Consider the following 21,385-nt stretch of genomic DNA (forward strand, 5'->3'; position numbering starts at 1 on the left):
CGAACCCCCGATGTCGAACCCGTTCTTCAACCTGTATTCCCACGGCTTCGCCCGGGTGGCGGTCGGCGTGCCCGAATGCCGCATCGCCGATCCGGCCTTCAACGCCACGCAAACCATAGAACTGGCCCAGCAGGCCGCCCAGGGCGGCGCGGTGCTGGTGGCGTTTCCCGAGCTGGGCCTGTCGGCCTACACCTGCGACGACCTGTTCCACCAGAAAGCCTTGCTGGATGAGTGCGAAGAAGCGTTGGCGCGGGTGGTGGCGGCCACGGCCGAACTGGATATCGCCGTGATCGTGGGCGCGCCGCTGCGCGTATCCCACCAGCTGTTCAACTGCGCCGTGGTGGCCGCGGGCGGGCGCGTGCTGGGCGTGGTGCCCAAGAGCTACCTGCCCAACTACGGCGAGTTTTACGAAGCCCGCCAGTTCAGCGCCGCCGACTGCGCGGCCGTCACCGACATCGTCTTGCTGGGCCAGACCGTGCCCTTCGGGCCCGAGCTGCTGTTCCAGATGGAAAAGCTGCCGCTGTTCCAGTTCCACGTCGAAATCTGCGAAGACGTCTGGGTGCCGATCCCGCCGTCCTCGTTCGCCGCGCTGGCCGGCGCCACCGTGCTGGTGAATCTGTCGGCGTCCAATATCGTCGTCGGCAAATCGCAATACCGCCATCAGCTGGTGGCGCAGCAGTCCGCGCGCTGCCTGTCGGCCTATATGTACACGTCGGCCGGCCGGGGCGAATCGTCCACCGACCTGGCCTGGGACGGCCAGGCAATCATCTATGAAAACGGCGAACTGCTGGGCGAATCCGAACGCTTCCTGAACCATTCGCACCTGCTGTTTTCCGATGTGGACCTGGACCGCCTGTCGCGCGAACGCATGCGCCAGACCACGTTCGGCCAGTCCGTGCGCCGCCATCAGGACGAAGTGCGCAAGTTCCGTTCGGTGCCGGTGCCGGTAAACCCGCCGCTGGACGATGCCGAACTGCCGCTTGAGCGCCGCGTGGCGCGCTTTCCGTATGTGCCGGCCGATCCGCAACAGCGCGACGCCCGCTGCAAAGAGGTCTATAGCATCCAGGTGCAGGCCCTGGCCCAGCGCCTGTCGGCCAGCAAGATGTCCAAGGTGGTCATCGGCATTTCCGGCGGGCTCGATTCCACCCACGCGCTGCTGGTGTGCGCGCAGGCCATGGACACGCTGGGCCTGCCCCGGTCCAACATCCTGGCCGTGACGATGCCCGGCTTTGCCACCAGCACCCGCACGCTGCAACAGGCGCGCCGCCTGATGGCGGTGGTGGGCTGCACCGCGTCCGAAGTCGACATCCGCCCCAGCTGCCTGCAAATGCTCAAAGACCTGGGCCACCCGTACGCGGAAGGCAAGCCGGTCTACGACATCACCTTTGAAAACGTGCAGGCCGGCGAACGCACCAATCACCTGTTCCGCATCGCCAACTTCAGCAACGCCATCGTCATCGGCACCGGGGACCTCAGCGAACTTGCACTGGGTTGGTGCACGTACGGCGTGGGCGATCACATGTCGCACTACAGCGTCAACGCCAGCGTGCCCAAGACCCTGATCACGCACCTGGTGCGCTGGGTGGCGGAATCCGGCCGGCTGGGCGATGACGGCGCCGGCGTGCTGCTGGACGTGCTGGGCACCGACGTCAGCCCTGAATTGGTGCCGGGTGGCGCCGACGACAAGCCCGTGCAGAAAAGCGAAGACTCCATCGGCCCGTACGAGCTTCAGGACTTCAACCTGTACTACACGCTGCGCTATGGGTTTGCGCCCACGAAGGTGGCCTTCCTGTCGCTGGCCGCCTGGCGTGACCGCGAAGCGGGCGCCTGGCCGGACGCCGGCCACGTGGCGCGCAACCAGTACGACCTGGCCGCCATCAAGCGCAACCTGAAGATTTTCCTGGACCGGTTTTTCCGTACAACCCAGTTCAAGCGCACCTGCGTGCCCAATGCGCCCAAGGTCGGTTCGGGCGGCTCCTTGTCGCCGCGCGGCGACTGGCGCGCGCCCAGCGATTCGGAATCGGTGGTGTGGATGCGCGACGCCGAACGCATCCCGGATGCCGCGCCCGACGCCTGATCGGGGTTCTCCCGCAATGACGCCGGCCGCCCGTTTGCAGGGCGGGCCCCGGTGGTATTCTCTTATTCATCGCGCCCTGGCTGCCTCGCAAGCGGTGGGCAGGGCGCCGCAACACATCAAAAACCCAGGACGCCCAACGTGAAACAAGTCACCGCCATCATCAAACCCTTCAAGCTCGACGAAGTCCGCGAGGCGCTGGCCGAAGTCGGCGTCAGCGGCCTGACCGTCACCGAAGTCAAGGGTTTCGGCCGCCAGAAGGGCCACACCGAACTGTACCGGGGCGCGGAATACGTGGTGGACTTCCTGCCCAAGATCCGTGTTGAAGTCGTGCTGCCCGACGACCAGGTCGAAGCCGCCATCGAAGCCGTGGTCAAGGCCGCGCGCACCGGCAAGATCGGCGACGGCAAGATCTTCGTGTCGCCCGTCGAGCAAGCCATCCGCATCCGTACCGGCGAAGCCGACGAAGAGGCATTGTGATCCGCGCCGCCGGTTGACCGCCATCGGCTGAACGTCCAAGGCGCCCGCCCCATCACCGGGGCGGGCGCCTTGGTCTTTTTAGCCCTCTGTTTTTTTAACGGATCAGCTGGTTCATTTCCAGGATCGGCATCATCACCGCCAGCACGATCAGCAGCACGAACCCGCCCATCAGCAGGATCAGCGCCGGCTCAAGCAACGCCGTCATCGCCATGGCTCGGCGCTCCAGGTCGCGCGAGAGGTTCTGCGCGCCGCGATCCAGCAATTCCGGCAAGCGGCCGGTTTTCTCGCCGCTGGCGATCAGGTGCACCAGCAGCGACGGGAACACCTTCTGCGCGCCCAACGAGGCCGATAGCGCCGCGCCTTCGCGCACGCGGGCCGACGCCTCATCCACCGCCAGCCGCAGCACATCGTTGCCCAAGGTGCGGCGCGCCGCTTCCAGCGCCGTCAACAAGGCCACGCCGCTGCCGCACAGAATGGCCAACGTCGACGCAAAGCGCGCGGCGTTCACGCCCAGCACAAAGCGGCCCGCCAGCGGCAGCCGCAACACGCGGGCATGCCAGGCGCGGCGCGCGGCCGGCGCGCGCAGCGTGTAGCGCCACAGCACGATGGCGGCCACCAGCACCGCGCCCGTCACCGCACCCCATTCACGCACGTAGTCCGACAGCGCGAGCATCACGCGGGTCAGCATCGGCAGCTGCTGCTTGGCATGGTTGAACGCCGACACCACTTGCGGCACGACATAGCCCAGCAGAAAGATCACGATGATGACCGACACGCTGGCGACCACGGCCGGGTAGATGAACGCCGTCATCACCTTGCTGCGCAGCGTGTTGCGTTCCTCGATGTAGTCGGCCAGCTTTTCCATCACTTGCGCCAGGTCGCCGGATTCTTCACCGGCGCCGATCAGCGCGCGATAGATCTCGGGAAAGTCGCGCGGCCGCGCCGCCAGCGCGGTAGACAAGCGATGGCCGGCGCGCACGTCGTCGCGCACCGCGCCCAGCGTGGCCGCGATGTGTTTTTTCTCGGCTTGTTCAAGCGTGGCCGACAGCGCGGCGTCCAGCGGCAGGCGCGCGGCCAGCAGGCTGGCCAACTGGCGCGTCAACCAAGCCAGGTCCGCATCCGACAAACGCGTGCGCAAGCTGGCGCCCAGCCCTTGCGCGCGCGCCGCCGATGCGGTGGACAAGGGCAGCAAGCCCCGGCCGCGCAGCTGGTTGCGGGCACCGCGCTCGGTGTCGGCATCGATCGTGCCGCGCACGATTTTGCCCAGCGCGTCGGTGGCTTCGTATCGATAGGAAGGCATGGCGAAAGCAGGGGGCGCCGCGCGAATCAAAAACGCGCAAAAGCCCCGAATTTAAAGGGTTTGCAGCCCGTATGTTGCATGTCAAATATGACCGTAGTGTTGCACTGTCACCCCGTATACTCCGACGCGATTTCACGTTTTTTCACACTTGCATTCACGTCTGAAGGCACCTATCTCGTCATGCGTCACATCGCGCAATTCAGCCTTGCCGCCTTGCTCATCGCAAGCCAAATCGGACCGGCGATCAGCACGGCCCATGCTCAACAAACGGACAACCGTGTCAGCTTGAATTTCGTCGACACCGACATCCCCGCCGTGTTGCGCGCGCTGTCGTTGTTCACGCAGCGCAACTTTCTGGTGGACCCTCGCGTCAAGGGCAAACTGACGCTGGTGTCGGACCGACCCGTGGATAGCGGACAGGCGCTGGCCATGCTGACCGGTGCGCTACGACTGCAAGGCTTTGCGATCGTGGATGTGGACGGCGTGACGCGCGTGGTGCCCGAAGCCGACGCCAAGCTGCAAGGCAGCGCGGTGGTGGGCAACACGCCGCCGACCCAGGCGCGGCAAGCTCAGGCGCGTCCCGCACAGGCGGCAGCAGGCGCGCCGGCCGGCAACGCCGCGCGTGGCCCGGTGCCCGTGTCCGCGTTCGCCAAGGGCTCGAGCAGCAGCGGCGAGATGCTGACGCGCGTGTTCCCGCTGAAGTACGAAAACGCCGCCAACCTGGTGCCGGTGCTGCGCCCCATGGTGCCGCCGAATAACCCGATCAACGCGTACCCGGGCAACAACACCTTGGTAGTCACCGACTACGCCGACAACCTGGAACGCATCGCGCAAGTCATCGCGCGCATCGACGTGCCCAGCTCCATCGACACCGATGTGGTGCCGGTGCAGTCCGGCATTGCCACCGACATCGCCATCCTGGCCTCGCAATTGCTGGACACGCAAAGCAGCGACCCCACGCAACGCATCGCCGTGGTGGCCGACCCGCGCAGCAACAGCGTGCTGGTGCGCTCGGGCAGCCCGGCGCGCACGCGGCTGGCGCGCGACCTGATCCTGAAGCTGGACGCGCAGCAAAACCGCGCGGGCAATCTGCACGTGGTCTACATGCGCAACGCGCAGGCCACGCGCATCGCCGAAGTGTTGGGCGGCTTGCTGACCGGACAGGCCAACGCGGCGCCCGGCGCCTCGGGCGGCGCGGCAAGCAGCAACACGGGCGGCGCGCAGAACGGCGCGCGGGCGCAAAACACGTCTGCCGGCAACGTGCCGGCGGGGCAGGGCATGGGGGCAATGTCGGGCTCATCCAAGGGCGGCTTGTCGGGCGAGCAAGAGCGCATCGCGCGGGAAGACAACAGCTCGCAAGCGGTGTCGTATTCGGCCGGCGGCGCCACCATCCAGGCCGACCCCGCCACCAATTCGCTGATCATCTCCGCGCCGGAACCGCTGTACCGCAGCCTGCGTGAAGTCATCGACCAGCTGGACCAACGTCGCGCGCAAGTGCTGGTGGAAAGCCTGATCGTTGAAGTCAGCGAACAAAAGGCCGCTGAATTCGGCATCCAGTGGATGACGGGCGCGGGCAACATCAACAGCAACGGCACCAGCTTTATCGGCGGCACCAACCTGGGCGGCAGCGGCATCACGGGCACCGGGCCCACGTCGATCGACGCCCTGGGCAGCGGCCTGAGCCTGGGGGTGGTCAAGGGCACGGTGGACGTGTTGGGCAACCAGGTCATCAACCTGGGCGTGCTGGCTCGCGCCATGCAGAACACGGGCGAAGCCAACATCCTGTCCACGCCGAACCTGCTGACGCTGGACAACCAGTCGGCCAGCATCCTGGTGGGCAAGACCGTGCCGTTCGTGACCGGCCAATATGTCACGTCGGGCAGCAACGGCAGTTCGAATCCGTTCCAGACCATCGAACGCGAAGACGTGGGTTTGAAGCTGAACATCCGCCCGCAGATTTCGGAAGGCGGCGCGGTCAAGCTGGACATCTACCAGGAAGTCAGCAGCATCGACGAAAGCCGCTCGAACGCCACGACGGGCATCGTGACCAACAAGCGCGCCATCGACACCAGCGTGCTGATCGACGATGGCCAGATCATCGTGCTGGGCGGCTTGCTGGAAGACAACGTGACGTTGACGTCCAACAGCGTGCCCGGCCTGGGCTCGCTGCCGGTGATCGGTTCGCTGTTCCGCTACGACACGCGCAAGCGCACCAAGACCAACCTGATGGTGTTCCTGCGCCCCTACGTGGTGCGCGACGCCAACCGCAGCGCCAGCGTCACGATGGACCGCTACGACTACATGCGCCGCGCACAGGGTTCGGCGCAACCGGGCCAGCACTGGGCGCTGCCCGATATGCAGGCGCCGATGTTGCCGCCGCCGGGCTCGGCGCCGTCGGTGTCGAACAACGCCTATGACCTGCGCCCCGACCAACAGGCCGACACGCTGCGCCGCCCGCCGCCCACCACGGTGCAGTCGTTTGCCGTGCGGCAGTATCCCGGCGCGAACCCCACGCGCGATGCCGCGCGCCCGATCCGCGTGTCCGGCGCGCTGATGCACAGCGTGGCGGTGGACCCCGAGTCGTTGCTATGAGCGCGCACCCCTTGCCCTATGCCTGGGCACGGGCGCAGCGCGCCGTGCTGTCGCTGCGCGCGGGGCAGGCGCAGCTGACCGTCAGCCCGCGCACGCCGGAATGGGCGGTGCGCGAGATACGCCGTTGCCATGGCGAGGTGGCGCTGGCGCAGGTGGATGACGAGGCGCTGGAAACGTTGTTGACGGCGGCTTACAGCCATTCGGAGGATGCCGCGTCCGTCATGGGCGTGGCGGAAAACGAGATCGACCTGGACCGCCTGTTGCAGGACATGCCCGAAGTGGCCGACCTGCTGGAAGCGCAGGACGATGCGCCGGTGATCCGCATGATCAACGCGCTGTTCGCCCAGGCCGCGCGCGATGGCGCCAGCGATATCCACATCGAACCCTTCGAGACGCACTCGGTGGTGCGCTATCGCGTGGACGGCACGTTGCGCGACGTGGTGTCGCCGCGCAAGGCGCTGCACGCGGCTTTGATTTCGCGCATCAAGATCATGGCGCACCTGGACATTGCCGAAAAGCGCTTGCCGCAAGACGGGCGCATCGCGCTGCGCGTGGGCGGCCGGCCGATTGACGTGCGGGTGTCGACCTTGCCCACGGGCCACGGCGAACGCGCGGTGCTGCGCCTGTTGGACAAAGAGGCGGGGCGCTTGCAGCTGGAACGCCTGGGCATGTGCCCCGATGTGCTGACGCAGCTGGACCGCTTGATCCGGCAGCCGCACGGCATCGTGCTGGTGACGGGGCCGACGGGCAGCGGCAAGACCACCACGCTGTATGCGGCATTGAGCCGCCTGGATTCTGCCACCAGCAATATCCTGACGGTGGAAGACCCCATCGAATACGACTTGTCGGGCATCAGCCAGACGCAGGTGAACGCCAAGATCGACATGAGCTTCGCGCTGGCGCTGCGCGCCATCTTGCGGCAGGACCCGGACGTGATCATGATCGGCGAAATCCGCGACCTGGAAACCGCGCAGATCGCGGTGCAGGCGTCGCTGACCGGTCACCTGGTGTTGGCGACGCTGCACACCAACGACGCGGTCTCGGCCGTGACGCGGCTGACGGACATGGGCGTGGAACCCTTTCTGCTGGCTTCGTCGCTGCTGGGGGTGCTGGCGCAGCGGCTGGTGCGCAAGCTGTGTCCGGAATGCAAGAAGCCGTCGATGCAGGATGGCGTGCGCGTGTTTCACCCTGTGGGTTGCCCGACGTGCAATCACACGGGTTACAGCGGCCGTTCCGGCATCCACGAACTGTTCACGGTGGACGATGACGCGCGCCGTTTGATCCACGAAGGCCGCGACGAACGCGAATTGCGCCAGGCCGCCATGGCCTCGGGCATGCGGACGATGCGGCAAGACGGCCAGCGTTGGGTCGACAGCGGGCAGACGTCGCCCGAGGAAATCGTGCGGGTGACGCGCGACGCTTGATGGCGCCTTTCGCTTTTTGCTTTTTGCTTTTTGCTTTTTGCTATTTACCCGTGCTGAAGACGACCGTATCGCCAGAACGGCGGCCCAGGGTGGACATCAGGCCGTCCAGCGCGGCGCGCTGAGCGTCGGTGGCCCCGGGCGCGTACGTCGCCTTGCCATCGAAGCGCACACCGCGTGGGCCGGCCGTGCCCTGGCCCGTTACCGTCAATAGCCCGCTTTCGGTCGTCAGCGCCAATGTTGCGCCAGACTTTCCCGCGCCTTGCAGACGCAACAGGTAGGTGCCCACGGGGCTGATGGAGGTCAGCGCGGTGCCGGCGTTGCGCCAGCGCAGGTCCGCGATATTGCCCGCGGGCAAATCCCCGCCCAGGCGCAGCGCTTGCCAATTGATCTCCAGCATGCCGTCGGGCGCCAGCGTGTTCCAGGGCGCACCCAGCGCGGGTAACACCGTGGCTGGCACACGCAGCGATTGCGCGGGCAATGACACCCCGGCCCAACCCACGCGCGCGCGCAGCGGGCCTTGCAACCACGGGTGCGTGATGTCCAACGCCATCGCATCCCAGCGCCACTGCCATTGCACGGGTTGCGGCAACACGCGCTGCGACCCCGGTGGCCCCAGCGCCACCCACGCGCTGCCTTGCCACAACGTACCGCTGGCATCCGCGAGCGAAACCAGGGAGTCATCCGGCTGCATCGCCAACAGCCAACGTGCCGGCAGCACGCTTGCGGCGGCCGCCAGGAAACACACGCCGCCGGCCAGCCACAGGCCGGCAGTCCGCTTGTTGAAAGGGATGCGCGCCATCAGCGGGCACCCGGCATGGCAAATGAAAGGATCGGCATCAGTGGCTTGCCCCCGCATCGGCGGTGGTTAACGTGATGTGGCCATTGACCAAGCCCGGCAGTGGGCGGCCATTGGGATTGGTCGCACGCGTCAATTCCACTTGCTGTGTTTGCAGGCCCCAATCGCGCGCGGCACCATCCAGCCAGCGCAGCAGCGCGGACGAGGGCGCCTGGTTCAACGTCAAGCGCACGCCCTTGCCGGATTCGGGCTGGCCTAGCGACCACATCGCCGCCGGCAGCGCCGCGCCTTCCAGGCTGGCGCTTAATTCGGCGGGCGTGGGGGCAACGGCGACCGGCGTGGCCGAGCGTTGCCGCAGGGCGCGGGCTTGCATCGTCAAGTCGGCCACGGTCGCGGCCTGGCCGCGCAGCGCGGGCAGCTCGGCTTGCAGCTTGCGCACGGTTTTCAGGGGCGGTTCGATCAGCGTGACGAAGATCACGGCGACGCCGACGAGCGCGCCCGCGACAGTGACCAGCCGGCGCTCGCGCGGCGCCAGCGCCTGGTAGCGCTGGCGCGCGCGGGTCAGCGTGGGGTCGACGGTTTTGCGCAACGTCCCGGCGGCGGTTTGCCAATGGCGATGCAGGCGTTCAATGGCGGTCATGGTTGTTTGCGCGTGATGCGCCAGGTGTTATCGGTGTCGCCGCGTTCCAGCTTCAAGCCCAGGGCCGCGGCTTGCTGGATCAGCGCGGGCGTTTCGGAGACGCGCTGCGCGTCGGCACCGGCGTCGGCCAGTTGCAGGGTCAGCGCTTGATCGGCGTACGTCAGCCGCGCGACTTTGTCGGCGGCAAAGGGCAGCGTTTGGGCGGCGGCGCGTGCCAGGGGCAGAAAGTCCCCCGCGCTGGCCGCGCCGCGATTGGCTTGCAGCGCGTCCAGGCCTTGCTGCGCCTGCCGCGCCGGGTCCAGCACGACGGGCAGGTCCGGAAAGGCGGCCAGCACCTGTTGACGCATGCCCGCCGTCAGCGCGTCGGCTTCAGCGCTGAGCCGCGAGGCGTAAAGATTCAATCCCGCAATCCAGACCACCGCCGCCGCCGCGCCCCAGCGCCACACGGGCCGCCAGCGCGACGCGCGCACGGGCGCCAGGCGCGGCATGGCCAATGACCACGAGGGCGACGGCGCGAGCCAACGCGGGTCGGCCGGATCGCGCAAGGGCGTGGCGGATAGATTGGCGTCGAAGGCGGAAGAAGCGGGGGAGGACAGGGTCGAGGACTGGGTCGAGGAAGGCGGGGCGGACGGCTCTGAGGACGGACCGGCCACTGTCGTACCCAGCGTCTGCGTTGCAATCAGCGCGTCGACACGCAGGCCGTGCGTGCTCAACAACGCCCAGGCGCGTCGTACCGGTTCGCGCGGCGACCACGCCAGTGCCACGCCGCCATCCGCGGCGCGCGGGCTGAAGCCGATGGCCAGCGCCTCCAGATCGCTTAACACCAGGGGTTCCAGCGCGCCGTGCACGGCGGCGGCAAAGCGCGCACGCGGCACCGCCGGAATGCGGATGGTGGTGGCGATGACGTCGCGCGGGTGCAGCACGGCTTCGCACACCGCGTTGGGATAGGCGTTGCCCAGGGCGTGCAAGGGCAGTTCGCCCTGCTGCGCGCAGCGCCCGCGCCGGTCGAACCAGGCATAGGGCAGCGGCGAATCCGCGCTGAATTCGTCCAGAGGGGCAAGCGCAATGCGCAAGGCGTTTTTCAAGGGGTTTCTCTTGTCCATATCGTGTCGGGCGCAGCGGGCGGGGCGCTGCGCACCAAGGCTTGCATGGCGACTCGGGCGCGTTCGTAGACGACGGTGCCGCTGGCCAGGAACCAGCCGCTGGCCGTGGTAACGGTGGGGGCGGGCGCGTCCACGCCGGTGCCGGCAAGACGGTTGCCGAAGTCGCCCGCGTTGTTGAACCAGTTGCCGCGATCCCGCTCGCCCGCCAGCGCGCGCGCCTGCCCCAGCGAAAGGCCGGGCACCAACGCCGCGATGACCTCGGCGGGCGCGGTATTGACGTTGACGCTGGTGGCGATGGGCAGCACGGTCATGGTGCGGCGCATCTCGTCGCGCACCGTCGGTTCCAGGCCCAGCTGCGCGGCGATGTCATCCACGCCACGCGGCAGCGGCGCGCGCGCGTCCGGCGCGGTGGCGGGTTGGCCGTTGGGGGCGGACGGCGCATCGGCGGGCAGGGCGGGTGGCTGCGCCATGGCAATGATGTCGATGATGCGCGGCGCCAGCGTATCGGGCAGTTGCTGCGCGGCCAGCAGCCGGCGCAACACCTTTTCCTGCTCGGGTTGCGGCACGCCATTGCGCGCCAGGTTGCTCAGGTTGTACTTGCCCTGTTCATCTTGCACGCGCCCCGAGAACACGGCGACGCGATCGTCTCCCGGGCGCTCGATGCGCGTGTCCAGGATCGGCGTGGCCCAGATCTGGTCGCCGCGCGTCGTGGCTTCGCGCTTGCCGTGATCGCGGATGACCAGGCGCGCCCAATCGATGCCGCCCGCCAGCATGACGCGCGCCTGCACGCGCGCCATTTCGTTTTCCACGCGCCGCGTGCTGGCCGTCTGGCGCTGGAACAGGCTGGTGGTCAAGGCGGCAACAATGGCAACGATGATCAGCGCGCTGATCACCGCGGCGCCCTGTTGCTGCGTGCACGGGCCGCGTGGGCGGGCAACTTGCTGCGTGTCGCGGTGGCGCATCATGGCAGCTCCAGGATGCGCGTGTAGCGTTGCGGCTGGCCGGGCGCGCCGCGTTCCAGCGCGATTTCGATGCCGGTGGGCGGCGCGCCGAAGCTGGCGTTGGCGTTGGCCCAGCCCACGCCGGGTACCCAGGCGCGCAGGCTCAATGTCTTGACGCCAGGCAGCAGCAGCACGCCATTGACGGCGGCGGGTAGCGGGCTGCGCGGCGCGGGCGGGCCGCTGACGCGCCACAAGCCGTCGGTGCGCACCTGCCACTGCACGCGTTGCCACAGGCCGTTGCCGTCCGGGTCGGGGCGCAGCAGTTCCAGCGTCTGGCCGCCCTGGTTTTGGCGCAGCAGGCGCACGCCGCTGGTCAGCGTGACGGCGTCCTTGCCTGCTGCGTCAAAGCCGGGGCCGGAATAAGACAGTTCCACATCGCGCGCCATCTGCCCCAGCGTGCGGACGATGGCGTCGGTGTCTTCGGCTTGCTGCTCGATCCAGTCGCGCGCGCTGGACACGCTGGCCAGCCCGCGCCAGGCCATCAGGCTGACCAGCGCCATCAGCGCCAACGCGACCAGCACTTCGATCAGCGTAAAGCCCGCCTGGCGGGCGGCGCGGGAAATGGGGCGTTGCATCGTCATCGCAGGCTGGACAGCAGGCCGTCCAATTGCAGCAGCACGGCGTCCGGGCGGGCGGAGCCGGCGTCGTGGACGTTGACCGACACTTGGCGAAAGCTGCGGTTCATGGAATTGGTAAAGACCAGTTCGCACTGCAACGCGCGCCCGCCTTGCGGGCAGGGCACGGTTTGCGAGCCGGCGCGCGGCAGGCTTTGTTCCAGGCGCAATTGGGTCAAGGCATTCTGCGCGGCCAGCAGGGCCAGCGTTTTGTCCTGCAAGGCGCGGTTGTTGGCCGTCATGACGCCCGTGGCGCGCAGCGCGGCGGCCATCGCCACGGCGATGATGGCCAGCGCCACCAACACCTCGATCAGCGTGAAGCCGCGTTCACGGCGCGCGCGGGGGGGGATGGCGCGGGGCATATCGAGGGCGGCGGCGGCCTCTGGCGAGCCGCCCGTATCCGGCAAGGCGTCCCCGTCCGTGGGAACGTCCACGTCGCATCGTTCGACCTCGCGGCGGGAAAATCTAGTGGATTTCATAACGGCCGGCGGCGTCGCGTTGCAGGGTGACCGTGGCATCGCCCGCGTGCAGGGTCAGGGTGATCGGATCCGCGACCCATTCGGTGTTGAACACCAACGGGCGATCGGGCGTCAGCCGCAGTTGCACGGCACCCGCGCGCCAGGTTTGCGGGCGCAGCATGTCGTCGCCTTCCAGGCGATCCACTGGCACGACCACGTTTTCCTGGGCGCTGGGGCCGGGTGGGCGGCCCGCGCGTTCAAACGACCAGCCGGTGTTGCCGGCCAACCAGCGGATGGACCGGCCATCGCTGCGCGCCTCGCTCTGCGCCACGGTGAACGCGTCCGCCAGCCGCTGCGCATCGGTGCGCAGGCCGTTGTCGCGCTTGCCAATCGACAAGCTGACCATGCTGGCCGCGATGGCCACGATCACCAGCACCACCAGCACCTCGACCAGCGTGAAGCCGCGTTCAGAGTTCCCAGGAACCAATGTCGGCATCGCCGCTTTCCCCGCCGGGCTTGTTGTCGGCGCCAAACGAGAACACGTCGATGTCGCCCTTGACGCCCGGGCTCAGGTATTGATACGGATGGCCCCAAGGGTCATTGGGCAGCTTGTCCAGATAGCCGCGCCAGTTCGACGCGCCATCCGGCTTTTCAGCCAGCGCGCGCAGGCCCTGCGCGGTGCTCGGATAGCGGCCGTTGTCCAGCCGGTACAGCTTCAACGCCTGCATGATGCCCGCAATATCCTGCCGCGCCGCCACCTGGCGCGCCTGGTCCGGGCGATCCAGCACACGCGGCACAATCAAGGCCGCCAGGATCCCCATGATCACAATCACCACCATGATCTCGATCAGGGTGAAACCTTGCTGACGGGCAAGCCCGCGCGGTAACTGACGCACTTTACGACTCCGGTCTTCTAGTAGAAGCCCGGGATTGTGGACATGAAATATGACAGTAATGCGGTGCAAACGGCGCGCCTGCTACCATGGCCCTTCTACAAGGAGCGGTAATGGCTACAAAAGAGAAGTCTTCGACTGGTTTGGCAGCGTTGGTTGAAAAGGCGCTTCAACAGAAGAAGCTGGCTGCCGCCACGCAAAAGCCGACGGGATCTTCCCTGTCGAACATGGCGGGACGCAAGCAGATGGGGCGTCCCGCAGGCCGTAAGCGCTGATCGGCGGGCGCGGTAAGGACGCGCCGCCGGGTCTGCAACCCCGCATCATTCTTTTCCCTGCGTAATGCCCGCTGGCGCGGCCAACGCGGCGGGCGTTGCCAGGCGATTCAATCTTCCCCCTTGCTCGACCGTCACGGCGTCTACTGCGATATCGCGCAGCACGATGCCTGGCGCCACTTCGGCGCCGGCGCGCCACGCCAGTGGCGGGCCACCATCCACACTAAGCACCGCCGCCCCATCCGGGCCGGCCGCGATCAGGCCCAGCACGCTGATCTGCGTGCGCATCACTTCATCTTTGCCAAACCATAGCGCCACCGGCGTGTTGTCGGCCGCGCGCGGCGGGGCCGCGGACACGGCGGGCGGCAGCGCGCCCGGACGCGGGGCCAGCAAGATCGACGCCCACACTCCCAAGCCGGCGGCCAATGCCAGCATGGCAATCACGCGCAGCGCGGCGGGGGCGGAGGGCAGGGTGGGGGGAAACGACAGAGGCATGGCGGACACGAAACGGTTGGGCGGTTAGGCGGTGGAACGGATAAGCGATGGAACGGTGAAGCGGTGAAGCGGTGAAGCGGGGTAGCGGTGCAGCGGTGCAGCGGTGATGCGGCGATGCGGTAATGCGGCAATGCGGTGATGGGGTGAAACGGTGAAGCGGTAATGCGGCAATGCGGTGATGCGGTGAAGCGGCGATGCGGCGAATCGGTGAAGCAACGCGCCTGACTATAGCGGCGCTTCGTGACAATCGCGCGATGCCGAAGAGGCTGTGTCGATTCAGCTTGCGTACAGCTTTCTGTCATTGTGATTACACGCCGCCTATCTAGCATGCGGGCACCGCTCGGCGTCAATGGCCGGGCATTCATCCGATCCAATGGGAACCCGCATGCAAGACACGAATCAAGCCAATCGCCGCCGACTCCTGAAGATGCTGGGAGGCGCGCCGATGCTGCCGATTGGCGGCGTCAGCATGGCTGCGTTGCTGGCCGGCTGTAATTCCAGCGACGATGATGACGATGACGCCACGGGCAATCCGCAGCCCAATCCCGGCCCCGGCACGCAGCAGCCCGCACCGGTGACGTTCACGTCGGCATCGTTCACGCCGATGGCCGCGCCCACGCTGGCCAACCCCGAACTGATGGCGCGCACGACCGTCAGCTCCGCCATGGCGCTGACGTTCAGCGATGGCTCCAAGCGGACCGTGCAGCTGGGCTATGAACCGTTCTTCATCACCGGCGACACCGTGCCCGACGGCAAGGGCGGCACCACCGTCGCGGGTGGCTATTTCAACCTGGCCGGCGCGCCCATCATGGACAACTCGGTGCCCGCCCGCGCGCGCCAGTTTTTCTCGAACTGCCCCGACGGCACCTCGCTGCTGGCCTTGTCCGCGCCCACCACGGTGCCGGGCGTGGCGGGCAACGCCGTGTACGCGGTGGTGCAGTTTGAATACCAGTCGATGGACCAGGCCGGCAACGACATGTACGGCTTGCTGCCGTCGCCCATCGCCGTGCTGACGCTGTCGCAAGACCCGAATACGGGCAAGCTCAGCCTGGTGAAGTACAGCAACGTGGACACCTCGTCGGTGCATGGCCTGTGGATCACCTGCGGCGCCAGCCTGTCGCCGTGGGGCACGCATCTGTCCAGCGAAGAATACGAGCCTGACGCGACCACGGCGCGCACGACGGCCTCGTTCCAGGCCTACAGCAACAACGTGTATGGCGACCCCAACAAGGCCAACCCGTACCACTACGGCCACCTGCCGGAAGTAACGGTGCACCCGGATGGCACCGGCACGATCAAGAAGCACTACTGCATGGGCCGCATCTCGCACGAGCTGGTGCAGATGATGCCGGACCAGCGCACCGCGCTGATGGGCGACGACGCCACCAACGGCGGCCTGTTCATGTTCGTGGCCGACCGTGCGGCGGATCTGTCGGCAGGTACGTTGTACGTGGCGCAATGGACGCAGACGTCGGGCACGGGCCCGGGCGCCGGCACGTTGAAGTGGATCAAGCTGGGTCATGCGACCAGCGCCGAGGTCAAGGAACTGGCCGACCAGCTGACGGCCGCCGACATCATGGACGTGCGCACGACGGACCCGGCCGACGCCTCGTTCACCAAGATCCGCTACAGCGGCAAGGACAACTGGGTCAAGCTGCAACCCGGCCGCCGCCAGGCCGCCGCGTTCCTGGAAACGCACCGCTATGCGGCGCTGGTGGGCGGCACGCTGGCCTTCACGAAGATGGAAGGCACCACCGTCAACGCCAAGGACAAGATCGCGTACAGCGCGATGTCGCGCATTGAATCGTCGATGATCGACGGCAAGGTGCCGGGCTTGAAGGTCGAAGCGAACTCGGCGGGCGCGGTGTACCAGCTGCATCTGCAAGCGGGTCAGGCCGATACCGACGGCGGCGCCATCGACAGCGAATGGGTGCCGGTGGACATGGCGGCCGTGCCGGAACTGATCGGCAAGCCGCTGGCCACGCCCGACGCGCTGGGCAACACGCACAACGCCGACTTCATCTCGAACCCCGATAACCTGAAGTTCTCGGAAAAGCTGCGCACGCTGTTCGTGGGCGAGGACAGCGGCGGCCACGTCAACAACTTCATGTGGGCCTACAACATCGACACCAAGGCCTTGTCGCGGTTGCTGTCGTGCCCGGTCGCGGCGGAATCCACCGGTTTGCAGGCGGTGGACGAGATCAATGGCTGGACCTACATCACCAGCAACTTCCAGCACGCGGCCGACTGGGGCAGCGTGCACGCGGTGGTGCGCCCGACGCTGGAGCCGCTGGTCAAGGCCAACTACAAGGACGGCTTTGGCGCGGCGGTGGGCTACCTGACCGGCGTGAAGATCGGCGCGTAAGCGCCAGGCGCAACGCAACCGCCAATAGCCCGCACGCCGGGGCGCGGCATCGCCCATCGGGATGCCGCGCGGCGTAAGGGAAGACATAAGGGACCGGCTAGCCGGTCCCTTATGCATTGTGGGCATCGGCAATCATTTCACAGGTGTAACGCCGGCCATGTCCGCGTCGGCTCGCTCCTACACTCGGCGGCGTCAGGCTTGCCTGATGCAGTTGATGCGTCTTCCGGCATGCGCTGCCAGGCGTGATTGCGTTTGCGGTGGCGTTGCGGTGGCGTTGCGGTCGGGCGTGCAATTAGGCTTGCACCCGCACTTGCACTTGCACCCGCACCTGCACCTGCACCTGCACCTGCGCCTGCACCTGCACCTTCGCCAGTGTCTGTGCGCGCATTGCCGGTTCGTTGTTCGGCTTTGAACCTGGGAGCGTTCACATGAAAAATCCTGATCACACAGAGCGTCGCCGACTATTGAAGATGCTGGCCGGCGCGCCCATGCTGCCGCTGGGCGCCGCAGGCGCAACAAGCGCGGCGGGCTTGGCCGGGTTGTTGGCCGGCCACCCCGCGCGAGCCTCGGAGGACGGCACCCCCGCGTTGGCAAGCACCAAACCCATCGCCCGGCCATCCGTCGCCACGCCGGGCGCCGCGCCGTTCGTATCCGCCGAATTCATCTCCATGCCCGCGCCCGGCCTGTCCGAGCCGGAAGGCATGGCGCGCACGACGGTGGAATCCGCGATGGACCTGGTCTTTGCCGATGGCTCGCGGCGCCGCGTGCAACTGGGCTACGAGGCTTTCTTCATGACCGGCGACCGCGTGCCGGACGGCAAGGGCGGCATGGTGCTGGCGGGCGGCTATCTGGACATCCATGGCGCACCCATCATGGATACGTCCGTGCCCGGCCGCGCGCGCCCGTTCTTTTCGGACTGCCCGGATGGCATGTCGCTGCTGACGCTGGCCGGCCCGCTTGGCGAGGCCGACGGCGCAACGGGTCCGCCCACCGTCACCAAACCGGCAACCGCCACCGTCTACGCCGTCGTGCAGTTCGAATATCTGTCGCGCGACCGGGCCGGCCAGGACATGTGGGCGCGGCTGCCATCGCCCATCGCGGTGCTGACGCTGTCGCAAAACCTGCAAACCGGCCAATTGACCCCGGTGCGCTACAGCAACGTGAACACCGCGCCCGTGCATGGCCTGTGGGTCACCTGTGGCGCCAGCCTGTCGCCGTGGAACACGCATCTGTCCAGCGAAGAATACGAGCCCGACGCCACCACGGCGCGCACCTCGGCGTCGTTCCGCGCGTTCAGCCGCCACCTGTATGGCGACGCCCGCCGCGCCAACCCCTATCACTACGGCCACCTGCCCGAAATCACCGTGCAGCCGGACGGCACCGGCAGCATCAAAAAACACTACTGCATGGGCCGCATCTCGCATGAATTGGTGCAGATCATGCCCGACCAGCGCACCGCCTTGATGGGCGACGACGCCACCAACGGCGGGCTGTTCATGTTCGTGGCGGACCGCCGCGCGGATCTGTCCTCGGGCACGCTGTACGTGGCCCGCTGGACGCAGACATCAGGCACGGGGCCCGGCGCCGGGACGCTGACCTGGATCCGGCTGGGCCATGCCACCAGCGCCGAGGTCAAGGAACTGGCCGACGACCTGGTCGCCGCCGACATCATGGACGTGCGCACGGCGGACCCCAAGAATGCCGCCTACACCCGCATTCGGTTTGACGGCAAGAACAACTGGGTGCGTCTGAAGCCCGGCCGCCGCCAAGCCGCGGCATTCCTGGAAACGCACCGCTACGCGGCACTGGTGGGCGGCACGCTGGCCTTCACCAAGATGGAGGGCACGACGGTAAACGCCCAGGACAAGATCGCGTACACCGCGATGGCGCACATCGAAACGTCCATGGTGGACGGCACCTCGCCGCACCTGCACGTAGAAGGCCCGGACGCGGGCGCGGTCTATCAACTGCGGCTGCAAGCCGGGCAAGTGGATACGGACGGGCAGGGCATCGACAGCGAGTGGGTGCCGGTGGACATGGGCGCGGTGCCCGAGTTGGTGGGCGCGATGCTGGCCGCGCCCGACGCCTTGGGCAACCGCCACCGCAGCGACCGGATATCCAACCCCGACAACCTGAAGTTCTCGGAGAAACTGCGCACGCTGTTCGTGGGCGAAGACAGCATGGGCCGCGTCAACAGTTTCCTGTGGGCGTTCAACGTCGATACGCGGGTGCTGTCGCGCCTGTTGTCCTGCCCGGTGGCGGCGGAATCCACGGGGCTGCACGCGGTGGACGACATCAATGGCTGGACCTACATCACCAGCAATTTTCAGCACACGGCGGACTGGAACGACGTGCATGATGTGGTGCGCCCGGTGCTGGAGCCGCTGGTCAAGGCCAAGTACCGCAACGGCCGGGGCGCCTCGGTCGGATATCTGACGGCGGTGAAGATCAACGCCTGAGTCCGTGGCAAGGCGGCGCCGCCCGCCGCCTTGCAAAAATTCCTGATCCGTCGATCAAGCTTTCTGCTCTTTGTTTCATGGGCCTTTCACGTTCGCTCGCCACACTGTGCGCAGCGTAAACCGTGTTCATGAAACGAGAAGAGAAGCATGAGAACAATGGATTGGAGAAAATGGTGCGCCATGTTGCTGGCCACCAGCGCATTGGTCGGCTGTGGGGGCAGTGATGACGACGATGACGGCACGACCGCGCCGCCGCCGCCCACGCAACCGCCGGTCAGCGAACCCGCCGCGCCGCGCGCCGACAAGGTGCTGTTCATCGGCGTGGACGGCCTGACCTATGACGCCATGCGCCGTGGCGTGGCCGACATGTCCCTGGCCAACATCGGCCAGTTGACCGCAACCCGCGCCTGGACGGGCGGCGTGACCGGCGACGTGACGCAGCAGCCGACGCTGTCCGCGCCCGGCTGGGCCACCTTGTTGACAGGCCAGTGGGCGGACGTACACGGCGTGCGCTCCAACGTGGCCGGGCAGGGGATGAAGGCGGCCAGCCTGTTCCAGCGCATCAAGCTGGCGCACCCCGAGGCGCGCACGGCCGGCGCCTTCAATTCGCCGTTGCTGGCCGGCCTGGTCGGCGGCGATCGCGACGCGGGCTACCTGCAAACCCTGACGGACTGCGCGGGCGTGGACGATTGCGTGGCTTCGCAAGCGCGCGACCGCATCACCGAAGGCTACGACGTGGTGGTTGCGCAGTTCGGCGCACCCGAACGCGCGGCCTCGGACAACGGCTTTACCGGTAACTACGATGCGGTGATCCGCCAGACGGACGCGGCCATCGGCGTGCTGGCCAAGCAGATCGCCGAGCGTCGCGCCGCGCATCCGAACGAGAACTGGCTGATGGTGGTGGCCTCCAGCCATGGCCTGGGCAAGACCGGCGTGGCCGATGGCCTGCCCCTGTCCCCGAACAAGACCATCTTCCTGGCCAGCAACCAGCCGACAATGTTGGGCGGCAGCGCGGATGACGCCTCGTTCGACGGCGCGTGGGACAGCAATTGGTACGCGCTGCCCAGCGCCGCCGACGTGGCCCCCACGATGCTGGCGCACCTGGGCGCCTTGCCCGCCGCCGGCCAGTACGACATGGCGGGCACGCCCTTGTCCGAAGCCCTGGCGCTGCGCCGCCTGTCGGCCCGCACGTCCATGGACAACAAGAGCGTGACGCTGTCCTGGGTGCGCGTGGGCGAACCCGACGGCCAGATCGTGGTCAGCCGCGACGGCGTGGAAGTTGCGCGCTTGCCCGGCACCGACGCCACCTATACCGACAGCGGTTTCACGTTCGACACGGAAGGCGTGCACACGCTGAACTACACCGTGTCGGCGGGCCGCGCCAGCAGCGCCACGCATGCGTCGGTGGTGTATGCCAAGCCGGTGCCGCTGTTGGCGTCACTGCGCACGGGGCTGACGATGCTGTTTCCGTTTGAAGGCAACCTGACCGACGTTGCAGCAGGCGGCGGCGCGATCACCCCGTATGACGGTGTGCAGGCGCCCGCATTCGCGGACGGCGGCGTGTTCGGCAAGATGTTCCAGAACGAGCGTGGCTCGGCCGCCCTGGGCGCGTTCAAGCTCGATTACCCGGCAGGCATGCTCGACAGCGTGTCCGTGTTCACCATCGGCTTCTGGTATCAGTCGGACGGCACGGCGAACGACCGTTCGATCCTGGGCAACAAGGACTACAACTCGGGCGGCAACCCCGGTATCACCATCGCCCAGTGGGCCGGCCCCGAGCTGCGCTTCAACTTGGCCGGTGGCGGCGTGCGCGCCGATATCAACGGCATCAAGTTCACGCCGAACAAGCCCGTGTACATCGCCATGACCATCGACAAGCCCGCCAAGATGATGACGGCGTACGTGTACGACAGCGAAATCGGGTTCCTGCGGCGCAACGTGACCACGGGCTCGGTGAACCTGGCGCAAGTGGCCGGCCTGTTCGGTCCGCACATCGGCCTGAACGAAGACGGCAAGGGCACCTACGGCATCTGCTGCGCCGGCACCAAGGGCCCGTACACGATGAATTTTGACGACCTGGCCTTCTGGTCGCGCGCCCTGACCGAGACGGAAGTGAAGTCCCTGGCGCTGTCCGGCAAGTCCGTTTCCGACCTGTTTCCCTGATGTGGCAAGGATAGAAAAACCATGAGCAAGTCCCTGATATTGCGCGGTTTCGTGCGCGCCGGCGCGGTGCTGATGTTGACCGCGGCCCTGGCCGCGTGTGGCGGCGACGACGGCGATGACAGCAAGCCGGATAACGGCGCCGGCACGCCCGGCAACGGCGGCACCGAAACGCCGGTGACGCCGCCGACCCCGGCCAAGCCCGAACTGCGTTGCGCGCCCTGAGCCGCGCTTCTTATCGATCACTAGGAATAGCATC

At 67.3% G+C, this 21,385-nt stretch carries 19 protein-coding genes; 9 read left to right on the forward strand and 10 right to left on the reverse strand.

Annotation, left to right across the window (positions count from 1 at the left end; translation table 11 throughout):
• Window positions 1-10 precede the first annotated feature (10 nt).
• Entirely contained in the window at window positions 11-2,077 is a 2,067-nt protein-coding gene (locus tag DVB37_RS09985; RefSeq protein ID WP_046804600.1) for an NAD(+) synthase, read from the forward strand.
• A 138-nt stretch (window positions 2,078-2,215) separates the two neighbouring features.
• On the forward strand, window positions 2,216-2,554 hold the full coding sequence (locus DVB37_RS09990) for a P-II family nitrogen regulator (protein WP_046804601.1): 339 nt from the start codon (window positions 2,216-2,218) through the stop codon (window positions 2,552-2,554).
• A gap of 94 nt (window positions 2,555-2,648) precedes the next feature.
• On the opposite strand, the gene gspF is transcribed toward DVB37_RS09990, so the two are convergent.
• Window positions 2,649-3,854, reverse strand: coding sequence for a type II secretion system inner membrane protein GspF (gene gspF, locus DVB37_RS09995; protein ID WP_046804648.1), 1,206 nt, complete (start codon window positions 3,852-3,854; stop codon window positions 2,649-2,651).
• A 180-nt stretch (window positions 3,855-4,034) separates the two neighbouring features.
• On the opposite strand from gspF, the gene gspD reads away from it, so the two are divergent.
• Window positions 4,035-6,446 (forward strand): type II secretion system secretin GspD, encoded by a 2,412-nt coding sequence (gspD, locus tag DVB37_RS10000; protein WP_120154906.1) that lies wholly within the window; start codon window positions 4,035-4,037, stop codon window positions 6,444-6,446.
• Complete coding sequence (gene gspE, locus DVB37_RS10005; RefSeq protein ID WP_046804603.1) at window positions 6,443-7,870, forward strand: type II secretion system ATPase GspE; 1,428 nt, start codon at window positions 6,443-6,445, stop codon at window positions 7,868-7,870. Before gspD ends, gspE begins: the two co-directional genes overlap by 4 nt.
• A 40-nt stretch (window positions 7,871-7,910) precedes the next feature.
• Here the strand turns inward: gspE and gspN are convergent, their stop codons facing one another.
• The 8 genes from gspN to gspG form a co-directional block, all read right to left on the reverse strand.
• On the reverse strand, window positions 7,911-8,669 hold the full coding sequence (gene gspN, locus DVB37_RS10010; RefSeq protein ID WP_104144924.1) for a type II secretion system protein N: 759 nt from the start codon (window positions 8,667-8,669) through the stop codon (window positions 7,911-7,913).
• Window positions 8,670-8,706: 37 nt separating this feature from the next.
• Window positions 8,707-9,306 carry a type II secretion system protein GspM gene (gene gspM / locus DVB37_RS10015; protein WP_104144925.1) on the reverse strand — a complete coding sequence of 200 codons (600 nt, stop codon included), beginning with the start codon at window positions 9,304-9,306 and terminating at the stop codon, window positions 8,707-8,709.
• Entirely contained in the window at window positions 9,303-10,391 is a 1,089-nt protein-coding gene (gspL, locus tag DVB37_RS10020; RefSeq protein ID WP_240434075.1) for a type II secretion system protein GspL, read from the reverse strand. The genes gspM and gspL overlap by 4 nt, the downstream gene beginning before the upstream one ends.
• Window positions 10,388-11,374 (reverse strand): type II secretion system minor pseudopilin GspK, encoded by a 987-nt coding sequence (gspK, locus tag DVB37_RS10025; protein WP_240434076.1) that lies wholly within the window; start codon window positions 11,372-11,374, stop codon window positions 10,388-10,390. The genes gspL and gspK overlap by 4 nt, the downstream gene beginning before the upstream one ends.
• The gene (locus DVB37_RS10030) at window positions 11,371-11,991 is read right to left on the reverse strand and encodes a prepilin-type N-terminal cleavage/methylation domain-containing protein (RefSeq protein ID WP_120154910.1); all 621 of its coding nucleotides are present in this window, start codon (window positions 11,989-11,991) and stop codon (window positions 11,371-11,373) included. Before DVB37_RS10030 ends, gspK begins: the two co-directional genes overlap by 4 nt.
• Complete coding sequence (gspI, locus tag DVB37_RS10035) at window positions 11,988-12,386, reverse strand: type II secretion system minor pseudopilin GspI (RefSeq protein WP_046804650.1); 399 nt, start codon at window positions 12,384-12,386, stop codon at window positions 11,988-11,990. Before gspI ends, DVB37_RS10030 begins: the two co-directional genes overlap by 4 nt.
• 103 nt (window positions 12,387-12,489) lie before the next feature.
• Window positions 12,490-12,978: a type II secretion system minor pseudopilin GspH gene (gene gspH / locus DVB37_RS10040; RefSeq protein WP_046804608.1), complete on the reverse strand. Its 489-nt coding sequence runs from the start codon at window positions 12,976-12,978 to the stop codon at window positions 12,490-12,492.
• On the reverse strand, window positions 12,950-13,378 hold the full coding sequence (gene gspG / locus DVB37_RS10045) for a type II secretion system major pseudopilin GspG (protein ID WP_046804609.1): 429 nt from the start codon (window positions 13,376-13,378) through the stop codon (window positions 12,950-12,952). Before gspG ends, gspH begins: the two co-directional genes overlap by 29 nt.
• Before the next feature lie 110 nt (window positions 13,379-13,488).
• Between gspG and DVB37_RS28310 the strand changes: the two genes are divergently transcribed.
• On the forward strand, window positions 13,489-13,650 hold the full coding sequence (locus DVB37_RS28310) for a hypothetical protein (RefSeq protein WP_006218955.1): 162 nt from the start codon (window positions 13,489-13,491) through the stop codon (window positions 13,648-13,650).
• 45 nt (window positions 13,651-13,695) lie between these two features.
• Here DVB37_RS28310 and DVB37_RS10050 read toward each other — a convergent pair whose 3' ends face one another.
• Window positions 13,696-14,142, reverse strand: coding sequence for a general secretion pathway protein GspC (locus DVB37_RS10050; RefSeq protein ID WP_120154913.1), 447 nt, complete (start codon window positions 14,140-14,142; stop codon window positions 13,696-13,698).
• Window positions 14,143-14,527: 385 nt separating this feature from the next.
• Between DVB37_RS10050 and DVB37_RS10055 the strand changes: the two genes are divergently transcribed.
• From DVB37_RS10055 to DVB37_RS10075, 4 genes are all read left to right on the forward strand, one after another.
• Window positions 14,528-16,507, forward strand: coding sequence for a PhoX family phosphatase (locus DVB37_RS10055; protein ID WP_120154915.1), 1,980 nt, complete (start codon window positions 14,528-14,530; stop codon window positions 16,505-16,507).
• A 428-nt stretch (window positions 16,508-16,935) separates the two neighbouring features.
• Window positions 16,936-18,966: a PhoX family phosphatase gene (locus DVB37_RS10065; protein ID WP_120154919.1), complete on the forward strand. Its 2,031-nt coding sequence runs from the start codon at window positions 16,936-16,938 to the stop codon at window positions 18,964-18,966.
• A 180-nt stretch (window positions 18,967-19,146) separates the two neighbouring features.
• The gene (locus DVB37_RS10070) at window positions 19,147-21,129 is read left to right on the forward strand and encodes an alkaline phosphatase family protein (protein WP_120154921.1); all 1,983 of its coding nucleotides are present in this window, start codon (window positions 19,147-19,149) and stop codon (window positions 21,127-21,129) included.
• 21 nt (window positions 21,130-21,150) lie between these two features.
• A complete protein-coding gene (locus DVB37_RS10075; protein ID WP_046804613.1) occupies window positions 21,151-21,351 on the forward strand; it encodes a hypothetical protein in 201 nt (66 codons plus the stop codon).
• Window positions 21,352-21,385 lie beyond the last annotated feature (34 nt).

It is taken from the genome of Achromobacter sp. B7, from assembly GCF_003600685.1.
Classification (GTDB): Bacteria; Pseudomonadota; Gammaproteobacteria; order Burkholderiales; family Burkholderiaceae_B; genus Achromobacter; species Achromobacter spanius_B.